Source organism: Actinoplanes sp. NPDC051859 (assembly GCF_044452725.1).
Classification (GTDB): Bacteria; Actinomycetota; Actinomycetes; order Mycobacteriales; family Micromonosporaceae; genus Actinoplanes.
Genome location: NZ_JBITBX010000009.1, coordinates 156349 through 170213 on the forward strand (window position 1 = coordinate 156349; position 13865 = coordinate 170213).

General features: G+C 69.2%; 11 protein-coding genes. All 11 read right to left on the reverse strand.

The window, feature by feature from the left end:
* Positions 1–170: 170 nt before the first annotated feature.
* Positions 171–2660, reverse strand: coding sequence for an ATP-binding protein (locus ACIA1L_RS23145; protein WP_396074948.1), 2490 nt, complete (start codon positions 2658–2660; stop codon positions 171–173).
* An 83-nt stretch (positions 2661–2743) separates the two neighbouring features.
* Positions 2744–3901, reverse strand: a complete 1158-nt coding sequence (locus ACIA1L_RS23150; RefSeq protein WP_396074949.1) for an acyl-CoA dehydrogenase family protein — start codon at positions 3899–3901, stop codon at positions 2744–2746.
* A gap of 26 nt (positions 3902–3927) precedes the next feature.
* Complete coding sequence (locus ACIA1L_RS23155; RefSeq protein ID WP_396074950.1) at positions 3928–5454, reverse strand: acyl-CoA carboxylase subunit beta; 1527 nt, start codon at positions 5452–5454, stop codon at positions 3928–3930.
* A gap of 232 nt (positions 5455–5686) precedes the next feature.
* Positions 5687–6871, reverse strand: coding sequence for a chaplin family protein (locus tag ACIA1L_RS23160; RefSeq protein ID WP_396074951.1), 1185 nt, complete (start codon positions 6869–6871; stop codon positions 5687–5689).
* Between the two features lie 337 nt (positions 6872–7208).
* Positions 7209–8009, reverse strand: coding sequence for a hypothetical protein (locus ACIA1L_RS23165; protein ID WP_396074952.1), 801 nt, complete (start codon positions 8007–8009; stop codon positions 7209–7211).
* A gap of 333 nt (positions 8010–8342) precedes the next feature.
* A complete protein-coding gene (locus ACIA1L_RS23170) occupies positions 8343–9227 on the reverse strand; it encodes a hydroxymethylglutaryl-CoA lyase (protein ID WP_396074953.1) in 885 nt (294 codons plus the stop codon).
* 23 nt (positions 9228–9250) lie between these two features.
* Entirely contained in the window at positions 9251–10588 is a 1338-nt protein-coding gene (locus tag ACIA1L_RS23175; protein WP_396074954.1) for an acetyl/propionyl/methylcrotonyl-CoA carboxylase subunit alpha, read from the reverse strand.
* A 159-nt stretch (positions 10589–10747) separates the two neighbouring features.
* Positions 10748–11353 (reverse strand): TetR/AcrR family transcriptional regulator, encoded by a 606-nt coding sequence (locus tag ACIA1L_RS23180; protein ID WP_396074955.1) that lies wholly within the window; start codon positions 11351–11353, stop codon positions 10748–10750.
* A gap of 75 nt (positions 11354–11428) precedes the next feature.
* A complete protein-coding gene (locus tag ACIA1L_RS23185; RefSeq protein ID WP_396074956.1) occupies positions 11429–11968 on the reverse strand; it encodes a VanZ family protein in 540 nt (179 codons plus the stop codon).
* A 114-nt stretch (positions 11969–12082) separates the two neighbouring features.
* Entirely contained in the window at positions 12083–12982 is a 900-nt protein-coding gene (locus ACIA1L_RS23190) for a sulfurtransferase (RefSeq protein WP_396074957.1), read from the reverse strand.
* A 5-nt stretch (positions 12983–12987) separates the two neighbouring features.
* Positions 12988–13761: an SGNH/GDSL hydrolase family protein gene (locus ACIA1L_RS23195; RefSeq protein ID WP_396074958.1), complete on the reverse strand. Its 774-nt coding sequence runs from the start codon at positions 13759–13761 to the stop codon at positions 12988–12990.
* Between the last annotated feature and the right edge of the window lie 104 nt (positions 13762–13865).

The following is a 13865-nucleotide window of genomic DNA, read 5'->3' on the forward strand; positions in this document are numbered from 1 at the left end:
ACGCATTTCCCCAGGTAGGGCTCGCTAGGGTGATCTCCACAGGGAGACGCGACGCGGCCGAGGCCGAGCGGGACACAACGGGGGAGTCATCGTTCTCGTGGCGTCTACCGGGGGGTGGTGACGGCCGGCGTTGTGGGGGGCACGGAAAGCGCCGGTCGTCCACGCCGCCTTCACGTCAGCGACAGCGGCATCCCCAGCAAGTGTCGGTCCCGCGGCAGCAGTGCAATCCCGCTCGCTCGGCACATCTGGGATAACCGCTGCACCAATTCGGTCCGCCGCTCGTCCTCCCGCGCACACCGAATGAGCCCCACCAGCGCTTCCACCGTGTCCCGCGGATCATGCCCACCCTCGTACGCCGCCGCAGCGATCTCGTAGTAATCCGCCGCCCTGCGCTCGTCGCCGCGCAGCAACGCCAAGGCGCCCGCAACCACGGCAGCCGGGCCGTCCGCCGGCACCACCGCATCCGGTGGACGTAACTCGGCCAGCACATTCTCGGTCTCCCGGAGCCGACCCGCCGCTGCGAGGGACAGCCCGATCGTGGCTAACACGCGGCGCCGATGCCCCGGGTCTCCCACGTCCGCCAACTCGGCGATGGCGTGCCGGCCCAACCGAGCAGCCTCCTCGAAGCGGCCGTCCAACCGCTCCACCTCGGCCAGGTTTGCCACAGCCACCGCGCGCAGCCGATGCTCACCACACCGGCTAGCCAGCCGGTCGACCTGCGACAGCCGCAACCGCGCCGCCGGAAGATTGCCCTCGCGGATCTCGTGCCAGGTCAGGTTGTTTTCGGCAACCGCCTGGTCTCGCAGCCGCCCGCTGCGCCGGGCCAGGTCCAACGCCGCCTCGCCGTGCCCACGCGCCCGCTCGTAGCCGTGCGCCGTCATCCACAACGCGGCAAGCAATGTGTGGGCCGTGAGTTGGCCGGCGACGTCCCCGAGCGCGGTGAACTCGGTCAACGCCACCTGGGCAGAGCCGATTTCTTCGGCCCCCGCGCCGTGCTCCAGCGCCAATTGCGCCAGGCCAAGCTTGGCCCAGGCCCGCAGCACCGGCTCCGCGTCTTCCGTCCGCGGATCGGCGAGCAGCCGGCGCAGCCACTGCCGCCCCGTGCTGTCCCGGCCACGCAACCGCCACCACCTCGGCAAGCAGGTAGCCAGTCGCAACGCGGTGTGCGGGTCGTCCTTGGCGGCCCAGGTCAGCGCCGCGCCTAAGTCGCCGGCTACGTCGTCCAGCCGCGCGGCCGCCGCCGCGAGGTGCGCGCCCTGGAGATCCGGCGCAATGGACCGGGCCAGGTCCGCCAACACGCGGGCGTGCCGGCGACGCGCGGCCGGCAGGTCGCCCTGCGCCGCAGCTTGCTCCCAGGCGTAGTCGCCCACCACGTCGAGCAGCCGGAACCGGAAGGCGCGAGCGCCGCGCGCGCTGAGCATGCCGAGCTCAAGAAATCGATCCAGTAGGTGCACGACGTCGACCGCCGAATCTCGGTCGATGATCTGTTCGGCGAGGTCCAGAGACCAGCGGTTCCGAAACATCGCAAGGCGGTGCAGCGCTTGGCGTTCGGCGGTGGAGAGCAGGCGATAGCTGGCCGCCACCGCGTCCCGCACCGAAACGACACCGGTGTCTGTCGGGCGACCGTCGAGATCCCGGACCGCGACCACGCCGTCGTCGGACGGGCGGCCGGACAGGTCGAGCACCCGGTCGCCGTACCGCTCGAGGATCTCCGCGACGGTGAGCACTCGACCGCGAGCGGCCGCGAGTTCCAGGGCGATGGGCAGCCCGCCGAGCCGGCGAACCAACGTCACCAGGGCGGCGACCTCGTCCGGTGCGACGGGCGAGTCGCGTACCTGGGAAAGGCGGTCGAGAAAGAGCGCGACAGCCGGAAAGCGGGCGGCCTCCGCCAAGGTCTCCCCCGCGCCGGCGGGCGGGGCGACCAGCGGAGCCACCGGCTGGATCCGCTCGGTGGGCAGACCGATGGGATGCCGTCCGGTGGCGAGGAAGCGCAGCGTCGGGTGCTGGGCCAGGAGTCGGCCAAGGACCTCGGCGAGCGGCTCAGGCGCCCGATCCACCGCGTCGATGAGCAGCAGCGCGGCGCGGCCGGCGAAACGCGGGGCAAGATCGTCGGGCCGGCCCACCCCGAAGACCGCCGCGACGCCACCGAGCAATTCGCCGGCGGTCGAACCGTCGGTGACCACCACGCCCGCGACGCCACCGGGGAAAGCCGGCGCGACCCGGTGCGACGTGGTCAACGCCAGGCTGGTCTTGCCGACCCCCGCCAGCCCGACCAGGGTGATGCCGCGCGAGCCGTCCCCGGCCGGCCGAGACAGCCGGGAGACCAGGTGCGCCACGTCGTCGTCCCGACCGATCAGCTCGCTCGCCGGCGGTAGCCGCACATAGCGCGGCGGAGCCAGCGAGACGGCCGAGTGCCCGCGCGCTGCGGCGAGGAAAGCAAGCCGGTCAGCGCCAGACAACCCCAGCGCAGCCGAGATCAACTCTGCGGTGGTGCGCTGCGGCCGGGAGGCCCGGCCGCGCTCGAGATCGCGGACCGTACGCACCCCGACCGCCGCCCGGGCCGCCAACTCTTCCTGGGTCAACTTCGCCCGCAGCCGGTAACCGCGCAGGACGGTGTCGAACCCCGTACCTTCCTGGTCTGCCCCGTGATCGGAGGTCATGGAGTCGAACCTAGGCAGACATGACGATGAATGCCGAGTTCATGCGCCCGACTGTCGAGAAACCGACTGTCCAGCGCGGGTCTTTACAGGCCGAGGCCGCGGGCGATCAGCATGCGCTGAACCTCGGAGGTGCCCTCGCCGACTTCGAGGATCTTGGCGTCGCGGTAGAAGCGACCCACCGCGGACTCGTTCATGAAGCCGTAGCCGCCGTGGACCTGGGTGGCCCAGCGGCTGTTCTCCATCGCGGCGTTGCTGGCGTTGAGCTTGGCCGCGGCGGCGTACCGCTTGAAGTCCTCGCCGGCGAGCATGCGGACCGCCGCGTCGTAGTAGCCGAGGCGCGCGGTGTACGCCCGCATCTCCATGTCCGCGATCATGAACTGGACGGCCTGGTAGTTGCCGATCGGCTGGCCGAACGCGTGCCGCTCCTTGGCGTACTTCACCGACTCGTCCACGCAGCCCTGGGCGAGACCGGTGGACAGCGCGGCGATCGCGATCCGGCCCTCGTCGAGGATGCGCAGGAACTGGGCGAAGCCGCGGCCGCGCTCGCCGAGCAGGTTCGCAGCCGGTACGCGTACGTCGTCGAAGGACAGCTCGTGGGTGTCCGAGGCGCACCAGCCGACCTTGGAGTAGCCGGGTGCGACGGTGAAGCCCGGGGTGCCCGAGGGAACGATGATCGTGGACAGTTCCTTGGAGCCGTCCGGCCGGGTGCCCGTCACCGCCATGACCGTGACCAGGCAGGTGATGTCGGTGCCCGAGTTGGTGATGAACGCCTTGGAGCCGTTGATGACCCATTCGTTCGTCGACTCGTCGAGCACCGCGCGGGTCGTCGTGCCGCCGGCGTCGGACCCCGTGCCCGGTTCGGTGAGGCCGAAGGCGGCCAGGGCTTCGCCGCTGCAGAGCTGCGGGAGCCAGCGGGACTTCTGTTCGTCCGTACCGAAGCGGTAAATGGGCATGGCACCCAGCGAGACGGCCGCTTCCAGGGTGATCGCGACGCTGCTGTCGATCCGGGCCAGTTCCTCCAGGGCGAGGCAGAGCGCGAAGTAGTCGCCGCCCATGCCGCCGTGCTCCTCACCGAAGGGCAGGCCGAAGAGGCCCATCTTGCCCATCTGGCGGATCACGTCGTAGGGGAACGTCTTGCGCTCGTAGTGCTCGGCGATCACCGGCGCGACCTGCTCCCGGGCGAATTCCCGGACGCTGTCGCGCAGTGCCTCCTGCTCGTCGCTGAGCCGGAAGTCGACCATGGCGTGTCCCTTCGAGAGGAGTGGAACTAGACGGGCGTGACGCCGTGGCGGCGACGGGAGAAGGTGCGGTCCTTGCCGCGGGCGGCGCTGTATCGCCGGATGAGCTCGTCGCGCAGGTCGCCGGGCTCGACGATGGTGTCGATCACGAGCTCGCTGGCGAGGCGCAGGACGTCGATGTCGCGTTCGTACTCGGCGCGGCGCTCGGCGATGAAGGCTTCCCGGTCTTCCTCGGGCAGCGCGGCGATCTTGTTGGCGTAGACCGCGTTGACGGCCGCCTCGGCACCCATGACCGCGATCTTGGCGGTGGGCAGGGCGATCGTCGCCTCCGGTTCGAAGCCGGGACCGGCCATCGCGTAGAGGCCGGCGCCGTACGCCTTGCGGACCACGACACAGATCTTGGGCACGGTGGCCTCGGAGATCGCGGTGATCATCTTGGCGCCGTGCCGGATGATGCCCTGTTTCTCCACGGCCGAGCCGACCATGAAGCCGGGCACGTCGGAGAGGAACAGCAGCGGCACGTTGAACGCGTCGCAGAGCTGCACGAACCGGCTGGCCTTGTCGGCAGAGTCGACGAACAGCACGCCGCCCTTGAACATCGAGTTGTTGCCGACGACGCCGATGACCTCGCCGTTGAGTCGGGCGAAGCCGACCGTCAGCTCCTTGGCCCACAACGCCTGGATCTCGAAGAACGAGCCCTGGTCGACGATGCCCTTGATGTAGCGGCGCATGTCGAAAGCCTGCCGCTCGCTGGCCGGAACGAGCGCAGCAAGGTCCACTTTGCCCGGTCCGGTCGCTTCAGTGACCGGCGGCTGCTGCGTGTAGTTCGACGGCAGGTAGGACAGGTAGGAACGGATGGCCTCCAGCGCCTCCTGCTCGGTCTTGCAGAGGAAGTGCCCGACGCCGGACTCGGCGCAGTGCACCCGCGCGCCGCCCATCGCCTCGAGCGTGGTCTTCTCCCCCGTCACCATCTCGACCATGCGATCGGAGCCGAGATACATGCTGGCGTTGCCCTCGACCATCGCGACCACGTCGCAGAAGGCCGGGATGTAGGCGCCGCCCGCGGCCGACGGGCCGAACAGCGCGCACGCCTGCGGGATCGAGCCGGAGGCCTTGACCTGGTTGTGGAAGATCTTGCCGGCACCGCGCCGGCCCGGGAACAGGTCGACCTGGTCGGTGATGCGCGCGCCCGCGGAGTCCACGAGATAGACCATGGGTACGCCGGTCGCGTACGCCCGCTCGATGATTCTGATGATCTTCTCGACCGTACGGGCGCCCCACGACCCCGCCTTCACGGTCGAGTCGTTCGCCATGATGCACACGTCGCGCCCGTCGACGCGGGCGTTTCCGGTGATCACGCCATCCGCGGGCAGTCCGTCAGCCAGGCTGTTGGCGTAGATGCCGTCCTCGACGAAGGTGCCGTCGTCGACGAGCAGGGCGATCCGCTCCCGCGCGAAGAGCTTGCCCTTCGCGGCGTTCGCGGCGTGGTACTTCTCCGCGCCGCCGGCGGCCGCCCGCTTGCGCGCCTGCGCGAGCGCGTCCTCGTCGAGTGTCACGTAACCCCCTCGTTCGATCCTGAACGATCGTTAGGTTAGCGCATTCCAGACTGTGAGACCAGGACCGCACTTCTCCCGGCAACGCGAACGGGAGCCCTCGCTGCTGCGAGGACTCCCGTCCGATTCATGCCGGCGCTGTGGAGGAGCACCGGTATTCATTTCCCTGCTCGGCGCCGAGCGGCGCCGCTCGGGTTACGCCCGGGACCGGCGCAACCCGGGTTTATCCAGCTGATTACTTGAGAAGCCCGGTGACGTCGAGGCCACCCAGGTTCATGCCACCTGCGTTGCTCAGGCTCTGGGTCAGACCGTCGACCGCACCGGCCTCGGTGTCGTTCGAGGACGAGGAGTGGTGCCGCGGCGCGTCGCCGTAGTCCATGTCATCGTCGTCGTTGCCCTGCGAGCCACCGTCGCCCGCGACGTCGTCATCGTCGTCGTGGCCCGGGTAGCCGCCGTTGTCGCCACCGTTGTCGTCATCGTCGTCGTGGCCGCCGTTGCCGCCACCGTTGTTGCCCGTACCGTTCGAGCACGCCGCCGCCGCGTCAGCCACACCGAGGACCGCGAGCGCGTTGCCGCACACGTTGATCGGGACGGTGATCGGGGCCGCGACCTGGGTGCCGTTCAGGATGCCGACGTTGCCGTTGCTGTCCTGCTTGACGCCGCCACCCATGTGGCCCGACTCGTTCTGCGAGGCGCCGGCCGCGCTTGCCACACCCAGCAGGCTGGCCGCGTTGCCGGTCAGGTTCACCGGCACGTGCACCGGGAGCGCCACCTGGGTGCCGTTGAGCACGCCGACGTTGCCGCCGGTGTCCTGACGGACGCCCTCGGTGTGCTTGCCGCCACCGTTCATGCAGGCGGCCTGGGAGCCGGCCAGGCCCAGGATCGACAGCGAGTTGCCGCAGACGTTGATCGGCACGTCGATCGGCGCGGCGATCTGGGTGCCGTTGCCGATGCCGACGTTGCCCGACGAGTCCTGGTCGACCTTGGTGCCCTCGGTCTTGTGGGCGCTCTCGGTCTTGTTGACGCCGGTGCCGGCCGCGTTCGCGATGCCCAGGACGGAGACGGCGTTGCCGACCACGTTCACCGGCACCTCGACGGGGACGAGGATCTGCGTCCCGTTCAGGATGCCGACGTTGCCGTGGCTGTTCTGCGAGTACTTGCCGCCCTTGCCACCCTTGCCGTTCTTGCCACTCTCGACCCAGTTGATGCCCTGGCCCGCCGAGTTGGACTCGCCGGCGACGCCGATCGAGTTGCCCACCACGTTCAGCGGCACGGCCACCTTGGTCAGCACCTGCGTGCCGTTGGCGACGCCGATGTTGCCGGAGGTGTTCTGGTCGGCCTGCGCGGCAGCCGGGGCGAACAGCAGGGCGCCTGCGGCCAGGACACCGACGCTCAGAGTCTTACGAACCCAAGTCTTCATGGAGTAGAAGAGCCTTTCGAAAATTGTCAGATAATGGTGAGTCGCGTATTCAGTTGAATGGTGTTTCCGGGCGCAGCGGTGCCCTGGCTCTTTATCGGCTGCCCTGACCCCGCTCGTCGACGTGCGCCCGTTATTACCGGCGCTTTCGCTCGCGGTGTGTGACGGCCCGGACCTGTTGGAGGTTGATTCGCCGCTTGTTCGCAAACGGTTCCAGGAATCGGGCCGGTCGCCGGGAAAGGCCCGGCGGTGCCGTCACTGAGGGTTGTTCAGGACCGACCTTGAGTTGCAGGTTGCCGCAGCTGAGCGCCCTGACTTTTGCCGTCCTGAACAATCCTCATCAGTCAGGTGAGACGGTCGGTGCCTCGGCGTCGTGGCGCCGGACCTCGACATCGGTCGCCCGGGACAGTCGGCAGCAAGCCGTCGAACTGTCCGCGACCGCTGACGGAAGGACGGCCGCAGAGGGACCACCGTCCGTCGCGGTTCCCGCACCAGAGGTCGGGAACCCGTTCGCTGCTCCGAGGTGGACCTGCAGAGGCGCAGGCCCGTCACCATCGGGTGTTTCGCGGACCGTCTCCGGCACGCTGACCGCAGCTGCGGCCGAGTGCCGGGCGGCGGTCTTTCCCACCTTGTGCCGCGCCGGTTTCGCTGTGCGCACCGGGGCGGACTTCTGCTCACCCTTGACCGGTTGCGAGGCCTGGGGAGCGGGTGTCGTGGCACCCACATCCGGCTCCACCGCATCCGGCACGGGGGCGGGCTCTTCGGCGTCCACCACTTCGCCGGCAGGGCGAACTGGGGTGGCGGCGCCTGGCTCGGTCACACCTCGGACAACGTCATCGGCACCGCGGAGCGCGGAACCAGCGTCGTCCCTGGTGACCTGCACGGTCTTGTCGACCGTGCCCACGAGCCGCTGCGGGATCGTGGTCACCTGCGTGAGCAGTCCCTGAGTCCGGTTGCCGCCGGACTTGGACGGCTTCTCGGCCGCCTTGGACGGCTTGGTAACCGCCTCGAGGACACCACCGACCACCGGCACGTCCGCCGGCTCACCGTGCACCACGGCACCGAGCAGCGACGTACCGGTCGATAACAGATCGGGCGCCTGGTCGGGTCCGGCGGCGTGGGCGGCAGCTCCGGAGAGCAACCAGGCCGCGCCGGCGATCCCACCGACAACAAGAGCACGCAGACCCCAACGGGATCCGGACCGAAGCCCCCTGCGCGTCTCCGCCCCCTGGCTGTGGGGCGGCATGAGCGCGGGACCAGCAGACGAAACGACCGGACGGTGCGCCGGACGCGATACGCGCTCGACCCTCCACCCCGCCATCTGTTCCGCCCCTCGTCGTCGACTCGTGACCGGCGGCCGATTCAATCGGCCACTCGGTATTGGTAACGAAGCGACACAGTCAGGGTCACGCGGACGAATGGAGAAAATCGATCAGACGTTTCGCCGCCGATAGCGGGGAATGAGAAACCGAGATCAGACCAATCTGGTACGCGGGCCGGCCCGAAGAACACCCGACGGGAGCGTGCGTCCGAGCAGCCCCTCCGCCATACCTGCCACGCCGATCAGATTCTCCAAGTCGATACCGGTGTCGATACCCATGTCCTCCAACATGTGTACGACTTCCTCGGTGGCGATGTTTCCCGAGGCACCCGGCGCGTACGGGCAGCCGCCGATGCCGCCCACACTCGCGTCGAATTCGGTCACGCCGAGCTCCAGGGCGGTCAGGACGTTCGCCAGCCCCGTACCTCGGGTGTTGTGGAAGTGCAGGAGCTCCGGGCGTACCGAAGAAAGCAGGTCACGGACCCGACGCGGAGTCGCCATGCCGGTGGTGTCGCCGAATGCGATGCGGTCCGCGCCGTCGGCGCGGACCCGCTCGACCATGGCCGCGACATGGTCGGGGTCGATGTCGCCCTCGAACGGGCAGCCGAAGCTCGTCGCAACGATGACCTCGAGTGTCGCCCCGGCGTCGTGGACCAGCGGGATCAGCCCGGCAATGTCGTCGAGTGACTCCTCAGTGGACCGATTCAGGTTGCGGCGGTTGTGCGTGTCGCTGGCGGAGACCACGACTTCGATCTCCCGGAAGCCCGCCTTGATCGCCCGCTCGGCGCCGCGAGTGTTGGGAATCAGCGCGGAATACCGGATGTCCGGGTTGTGCCACGCGCGCGCCCACACTTCGTCCGCGTCGGCCATCTGCGGGATGGCCTTGGGGTGGACGAACGAGACGGCCTCGATCCGCTTGACCCCGGTCCGGGACAGGGCGTCGATCAGCCGCACCTTGTCGTCGGTCGGGATGGGCTCCTCGTTCTGAAGCCCGTCGCGGGGGGCTACTTCGCGGATCGAGACCGCCGTCGTCGTCATGTCTGTCTTCCCCTCGTGGCTGCTCAGCGCATCCGGGACACGATGCCCGTGTCGTAGTCGCCGGACAGGAACTCGTCGTTGGTCAACAGCTCTGCGAAGAACGGCAGGTTGTTCTTGGGCCCGGCGATCTCGAACCCGGCCACCGCGGCCCGCGCCTTCGCGATCGCGTCCGCCCGGTCGGTGCCGAACAGGATCAGCTTCGCCATCAGCGAGTCGTAGAACGGGGTGACGGTGGTGTCGGCCGCGTAGCCCGAGTCCACCCGGACGCCCTCGCCGGAGGGCTCGACCCAGGTGGCGACCTTGCCCGGGCCCGGGAGGAACCGCTTCGGGTCCTCGGCGTTGATCCGCAGTTCGATCGCGTGGCCGGTCGTCGTCAGGTTGTCGACGTCGAAGTTCGGCGCCTCGCCCGAAGCGATCCGCAGCTGCTGCTCGACTAGGTCGATGCCGTGGATCAGCTCGGTGATCGGGTGCTCGACCTGCAGCCGGGTGTTCATCTCCAGGAAGAAGAACTCCCCGGTCGCCGGGTCGAGCAGGCACTCGACGGTGCCGGCGTTGCGGTAGTTCACGGCTTCGCCGGCCTTCACCGCGGCCGCCAGGAACTTCGCGCGCAGCTCGGGGCTGACGGCCGGGCTCGGCGCCTCCTCGACCAGCTTCTGGTTGCGCCGCTGCACCGAGCACTCACGCTCGCTGAGAGCGATCACGCGGCCATCGGCCAGGCCGAGAATCTGCACCTCAACGTGGCGGACCCGAGGGAAGTAACGCTCCAGCAGCACCGAGCCGTCACCGAACATCCGCTCGGCAAAACCGCGAACCTTGTCGTACTCGGTGCGCAGCGCGGCCTCGTCGTTCGCCACGGCCATGCCCATGCCGCCGCCGCCCGCAGCCGCCTTGACCATCACCGGGTAGCCGATCCCGGCCGCGGCCTCGATCGCCGCCTCCACGGAAGCCGCCGGGTCCTGCGTCCCCGGCGCCACCGGCACGCCGGCCGCCGCCATCAGGTTCCGAGCATTGATCTTGTCGCCCATCGCGGTGATCGCGTCCGCGGACGGTCCGACCCACACCAGGCCGTTGGCTTCGACCGTACGCGCGAACTCGGCGTTCTCGCTCAGGAAGCCGTACCCGGGGTGGATGGCCTGCGCACCCGTCGACTTCGCGGCGGCGAGGATCGCCTCGGTGTTGCGGTAGCTCTCGGCCGGGTTGGCAGGGCCGACGCACACCGCCTCGTCCGCCTCGGTCACGAACGGCATGCCGGCATCCGCCTCGGAGTAGACCGCGATCGACCGGATGCCCAGCCGCTTCGCGGTGCGGATGATCCGGCGGGCAATCTCGCCCCGGTTGGCGATGAGCAGCGACTCGATCATTTCGCTCTTTCTCTAGGGTGTTCTCGTCTTCGGATGCTTCGGGCTTCCCCGAGCTTGTGCTTCGGGCCGACTCTTTCGCCTCGAGTCAGCGGCTTTCCTTGCGGTGACCGGCTCCGTCTCGGTCAACGGCTTTCCTCGCGGTGACCGGCTCCGTCTCGGTCAACCGCCAATGAGGGCATGCATGGTGGCCTCCCGGAGCAGTGCGGCGCGCCGGCGCCGGTCCACCTCGCCGCCGAGGAACGGGGTCGAGTTCATCAGGCCGAAGGCCGAGTGGGCGAGCACCCGCGCCTCTCCCGCCGGCAGCTCGGGGCGCAACGTGGCGAGCACGGCGACCCACTCCTCGACGTAGAGCCGCTGGAGCCGGCGGATCTGCCGCCGCGGCTCGTCGGGCAGCCGGTCCAGCTCGTGCAGGTGCAGGGCGATCACCGCGGGGTGTGCGAGCGCAAACTCGACGTGGAACTCGATCAGGTCGGCCAGCGCTGCCTGCGCCTCGTCGGGGTGCCGAGCAACCCGGTCCTTGCCGCCGTGCAGCAGGCTCTCGCTCACCGGGATGAGGGCGGCCACCAGCATGGCTTCCTTGCCAGCGAAGTGGTGGTAGAGCGCCGGCCCGGTGACGCCTGCCGCCGCACCGATGTCGTCCATCGACACGCCGTGATATCCCCGGGCAGCGAAGAGCCCCACCGCGATCTCGAGGATCTCGTCCCGGCGCGACCGCCGACGCGGCGCTGGCGGCCCGGGCCGCTGTTGCTGCTGATCTACCGTCACCTCGCAACTCTATCCCGCTGTCAAGCCCTTCCCTTAACGGCCGTTCAGGCATATTCGGGCCCGGCGGCACCCGGGTCAGCGCGGCATCGCGGCCTTGTCCGCAGCTGCCGCCCGGTCTCCCGCCACCCACCACCGGCGCGAAGCCGCCGCGGCGAGCACCGCCCCCAGCGTGTTGATCAGCACGTCATCGACGCTCGACACCCGCCCGATAGCCAGCACCCACTGCAGGATCTCGATCCCGATGGCAGTAGCCGCGGCGGCCAATCCGACCCGCGGAAGCGACGCGAGGACGGCGAAGCGCATCGGCAAGAAGAAGCCGAAGGCGGCCAGGACGAGGAGGTTGCCGGACACCTGCGCCACGGCAATGCCGAGGTCACCGGCGAGCCAGGACGGCAGGTCATGCAACGGCACCAGATCGACCGAGCGTGGGGCCGGCTGCGGGGTGAACAGCATGATCGCCCACGGCACCGAGCCGACGACCGCCCCAACCTCGGCGAGGGCAAACCTGCGCGGTCGGGTCCGACATCGCCACCGATAGCCCGCAAAGCTCAGCGCGGGAAGCATTAGGAATGCGAGCAGAATCGTGGTCCCATGATCCCGCCACACCTCAGCCATACCGTCCTCGCTCTTCGTTGCTTGGCCGGCCGACATCCTGCTTGCCCCAGCTAACGGCGGCAGCCCTCGGAAGGCGTTCCGAGGGCTGCCGGCTAGCGCTGTGGGACGGGTGGGTCAGGACATGCCGCCCGGTTCAGTGCCCTTGACGATGGGCGCCCGCACGAGGTTGCCCCACTCGGTCCAGGAGCCGTCGTAGTTACGGACCTGCGGATAGCCGAGCAGGTGCGACAACACGAACCAGGTGTGACTGGACCGCTCGCCGATCCGGCAGTAAGCGATGATGTCGTCACCGCTCTCCAGGCCCAGCTCATCGCGGTAGATCGTGGCGAGCTCATCGGCGGACTTGAAGGAGCCGTCGTCGTTGGCCGCCGACTTCCACGGCTTGCTGACCGCGCCCGGAATGTGCCCGCCGCGCAGCGCACCCTCCTGCGGGTACGCCTCCATGTGCGTCAGCTCGCCCGTGTATTCCTGCGGCGAGCGGACGTCGACCAACGGCCGGCCGGTCGAGATGTGCGCCATGACCTGGTCGCGGAAGGCGCGGATCGGACCGTCCTCGCGGATCGGTACGGGATAGGTGGCACTCGGGCGGGTCGTCTTCTCCCGGGTCAGTTCGCGGCCCTCGGCGGCCCACTTCTGCCGGCCGCCGTCCAGCAGCCGGATGTCGCGGTGCCCGAAGAGGCTGAAGACCCACAGCGCGTACGCGGCCCACCAGTTGAAGTTGTCGCCGTAGAACACGACCGTGTCGTCTCGACCGATGCCCTTGGCTTCGCAGAGCGCCGCAAAAGCCGCCGGGTCGAGGTAGTCGCGGGTGAGCTGGTCGTTCAGCTCGAGATGCCAGTCGACCTTCACCGCTCCCGGGATGTGCCCGGTGTCGTAGAGCAGCACGTCCTCGTCCGACTCGACGATGACCAGGCCGGGAGTGCCGAGGTTCGCGGCGAGCCAGTCGGTGGTGACCAGCTTGTCGGGGTGGGCGTACGACTGCAGGGACGGCGCGGGATCGTTCGCAACGGACATGGCTCTCACGCTATCGCTTCGACCGGGGCGAGTTCGGGACGCTTCGCCGTGACTTCGTCGCCGGCCGAGGCGCCGGTCAGCCGCCGCTTCAGCCAGGGAGCCAGGTGTTGGCCGGCCCACCGCAGGTCGGCCCCGCGTGCGAGCAGCCACGGGGTCGGCGCCGGCATCGGTGGAACGAGCAACCATTCCTCGTCGACGCCGACGCCCAGGGCCGACAGCACGTGCCCGGCAACACGGCGGTGCCCGGCGGCGGACAGATGCAGACGATCCACGCTCCACATCACGGGGTTGTGGAACGTGTCGTCGGCGAACAGGTCGATCAGGTGGGCGCCGTTCCGCTCGGCGACCGCGGCCACTCCGTCGTTGAGCGCCGCCGCACGCGGCCGGACGATGCGCTGACCGGGCAGCACCGCGGTCACGTCGGCGAACCGGAACAGGATCACGTCGGCGCCGGTCGCGGCGACCCGGCCGATCATGGCGTCGATCTTGTCGACCAGGCTTTGCGGATCCACCTTGCGGCGCAGCACGTCGTTGCCGCCCGCGGCCAGGCTCACGAGGCTGGGCCGCATCGCCAGCGCGGGCTCCAGCTGCTCTCCGATGACCTGGTCGAGAAGTTTGCCGCGGACGGCGAGATTCGCATACCCGAAGTCGGGGCCGGCATCGACGGCGAGGCGGGCGGCGACCAGGTCGGCCCAGCCCCGATAGGTGCCGTCCGGATAGCTGTCATCCATACCTTCGGTGAAGCTGTCACCCATTGCGACGAAGTTCTGCCAGGTCATGACACCCCCTGCGCTGCTTGCTTGGCCTTAGGCGAACGGTCTGAGTTTTCCACTGCACGGCCGTCGATGGGACGTGACGATGGCTACACCCGCGTGCCTGTGGA

Excerpts from the sequence above, each read along its gene's own strand:
- ACIA1L_RS23175 (WP_396074954.1), bottom strand. The coding sequence starts at position 10,588 with ATGATCGAGTCGCTGCTCATCGCCAACCGGGGCGAGATTGCCCGCCGG.
- ACIA1L_RS23160 (WP_396074951.1), bottom strand. The coding sequence starts at position 6,871 with ATGAAGACTTGGGTTCGTAAGACTCTGAGCGTCGGTGTCCTGGCCGCA.
- ACIA1L_RS23195 (WP_396074958.1), bottom strand. The coding sequence starts at position 13,761 with ATGACCTGGCAGAACTTCGTCGCAATGGGTGACAGCTTCACCGAAGGT.
- ACIA1L_RS23190 (WP_396074957.1), bottom strand. The coding sequence starts at position 12,982 with ATGTCCGTTGCGAACGATCCCGCGCCGTCCCTGCAGTCGTACGCCCAC.
- ACIA1L_RS23185 (WP_396074956.1), bottom strand. The coding sequence starts at position 11,968 with ATGGCTGAGGTGTGGCGGGATCATGGGACCACGATTCTGCTCGCATTC.
- ACIA1L_RS23170 (WP_396074953.1), bottom strand. The coding sequence starts at position 9,227 with ATGACGACGACGGCGGTCTCGATCCGCGAAGTAGCCCCCCGCGACGGG.
- ACIA1L_RS23145 (WP_396074948.1), bottom strand. The coding sequence starts at position 2,660 with ATGACCTCCGATCACGGGGCAGACCAGGAAGGTACGGGGTTCGACACC.
- ACIA1L_RS23150 (WP_396074949.1), bottom strand. The coding sequence starts at position 3,901 with ATGGTCGACTTCCGGCTCAGCGACGAGCAGGAGGCACTGCGCGACAGC.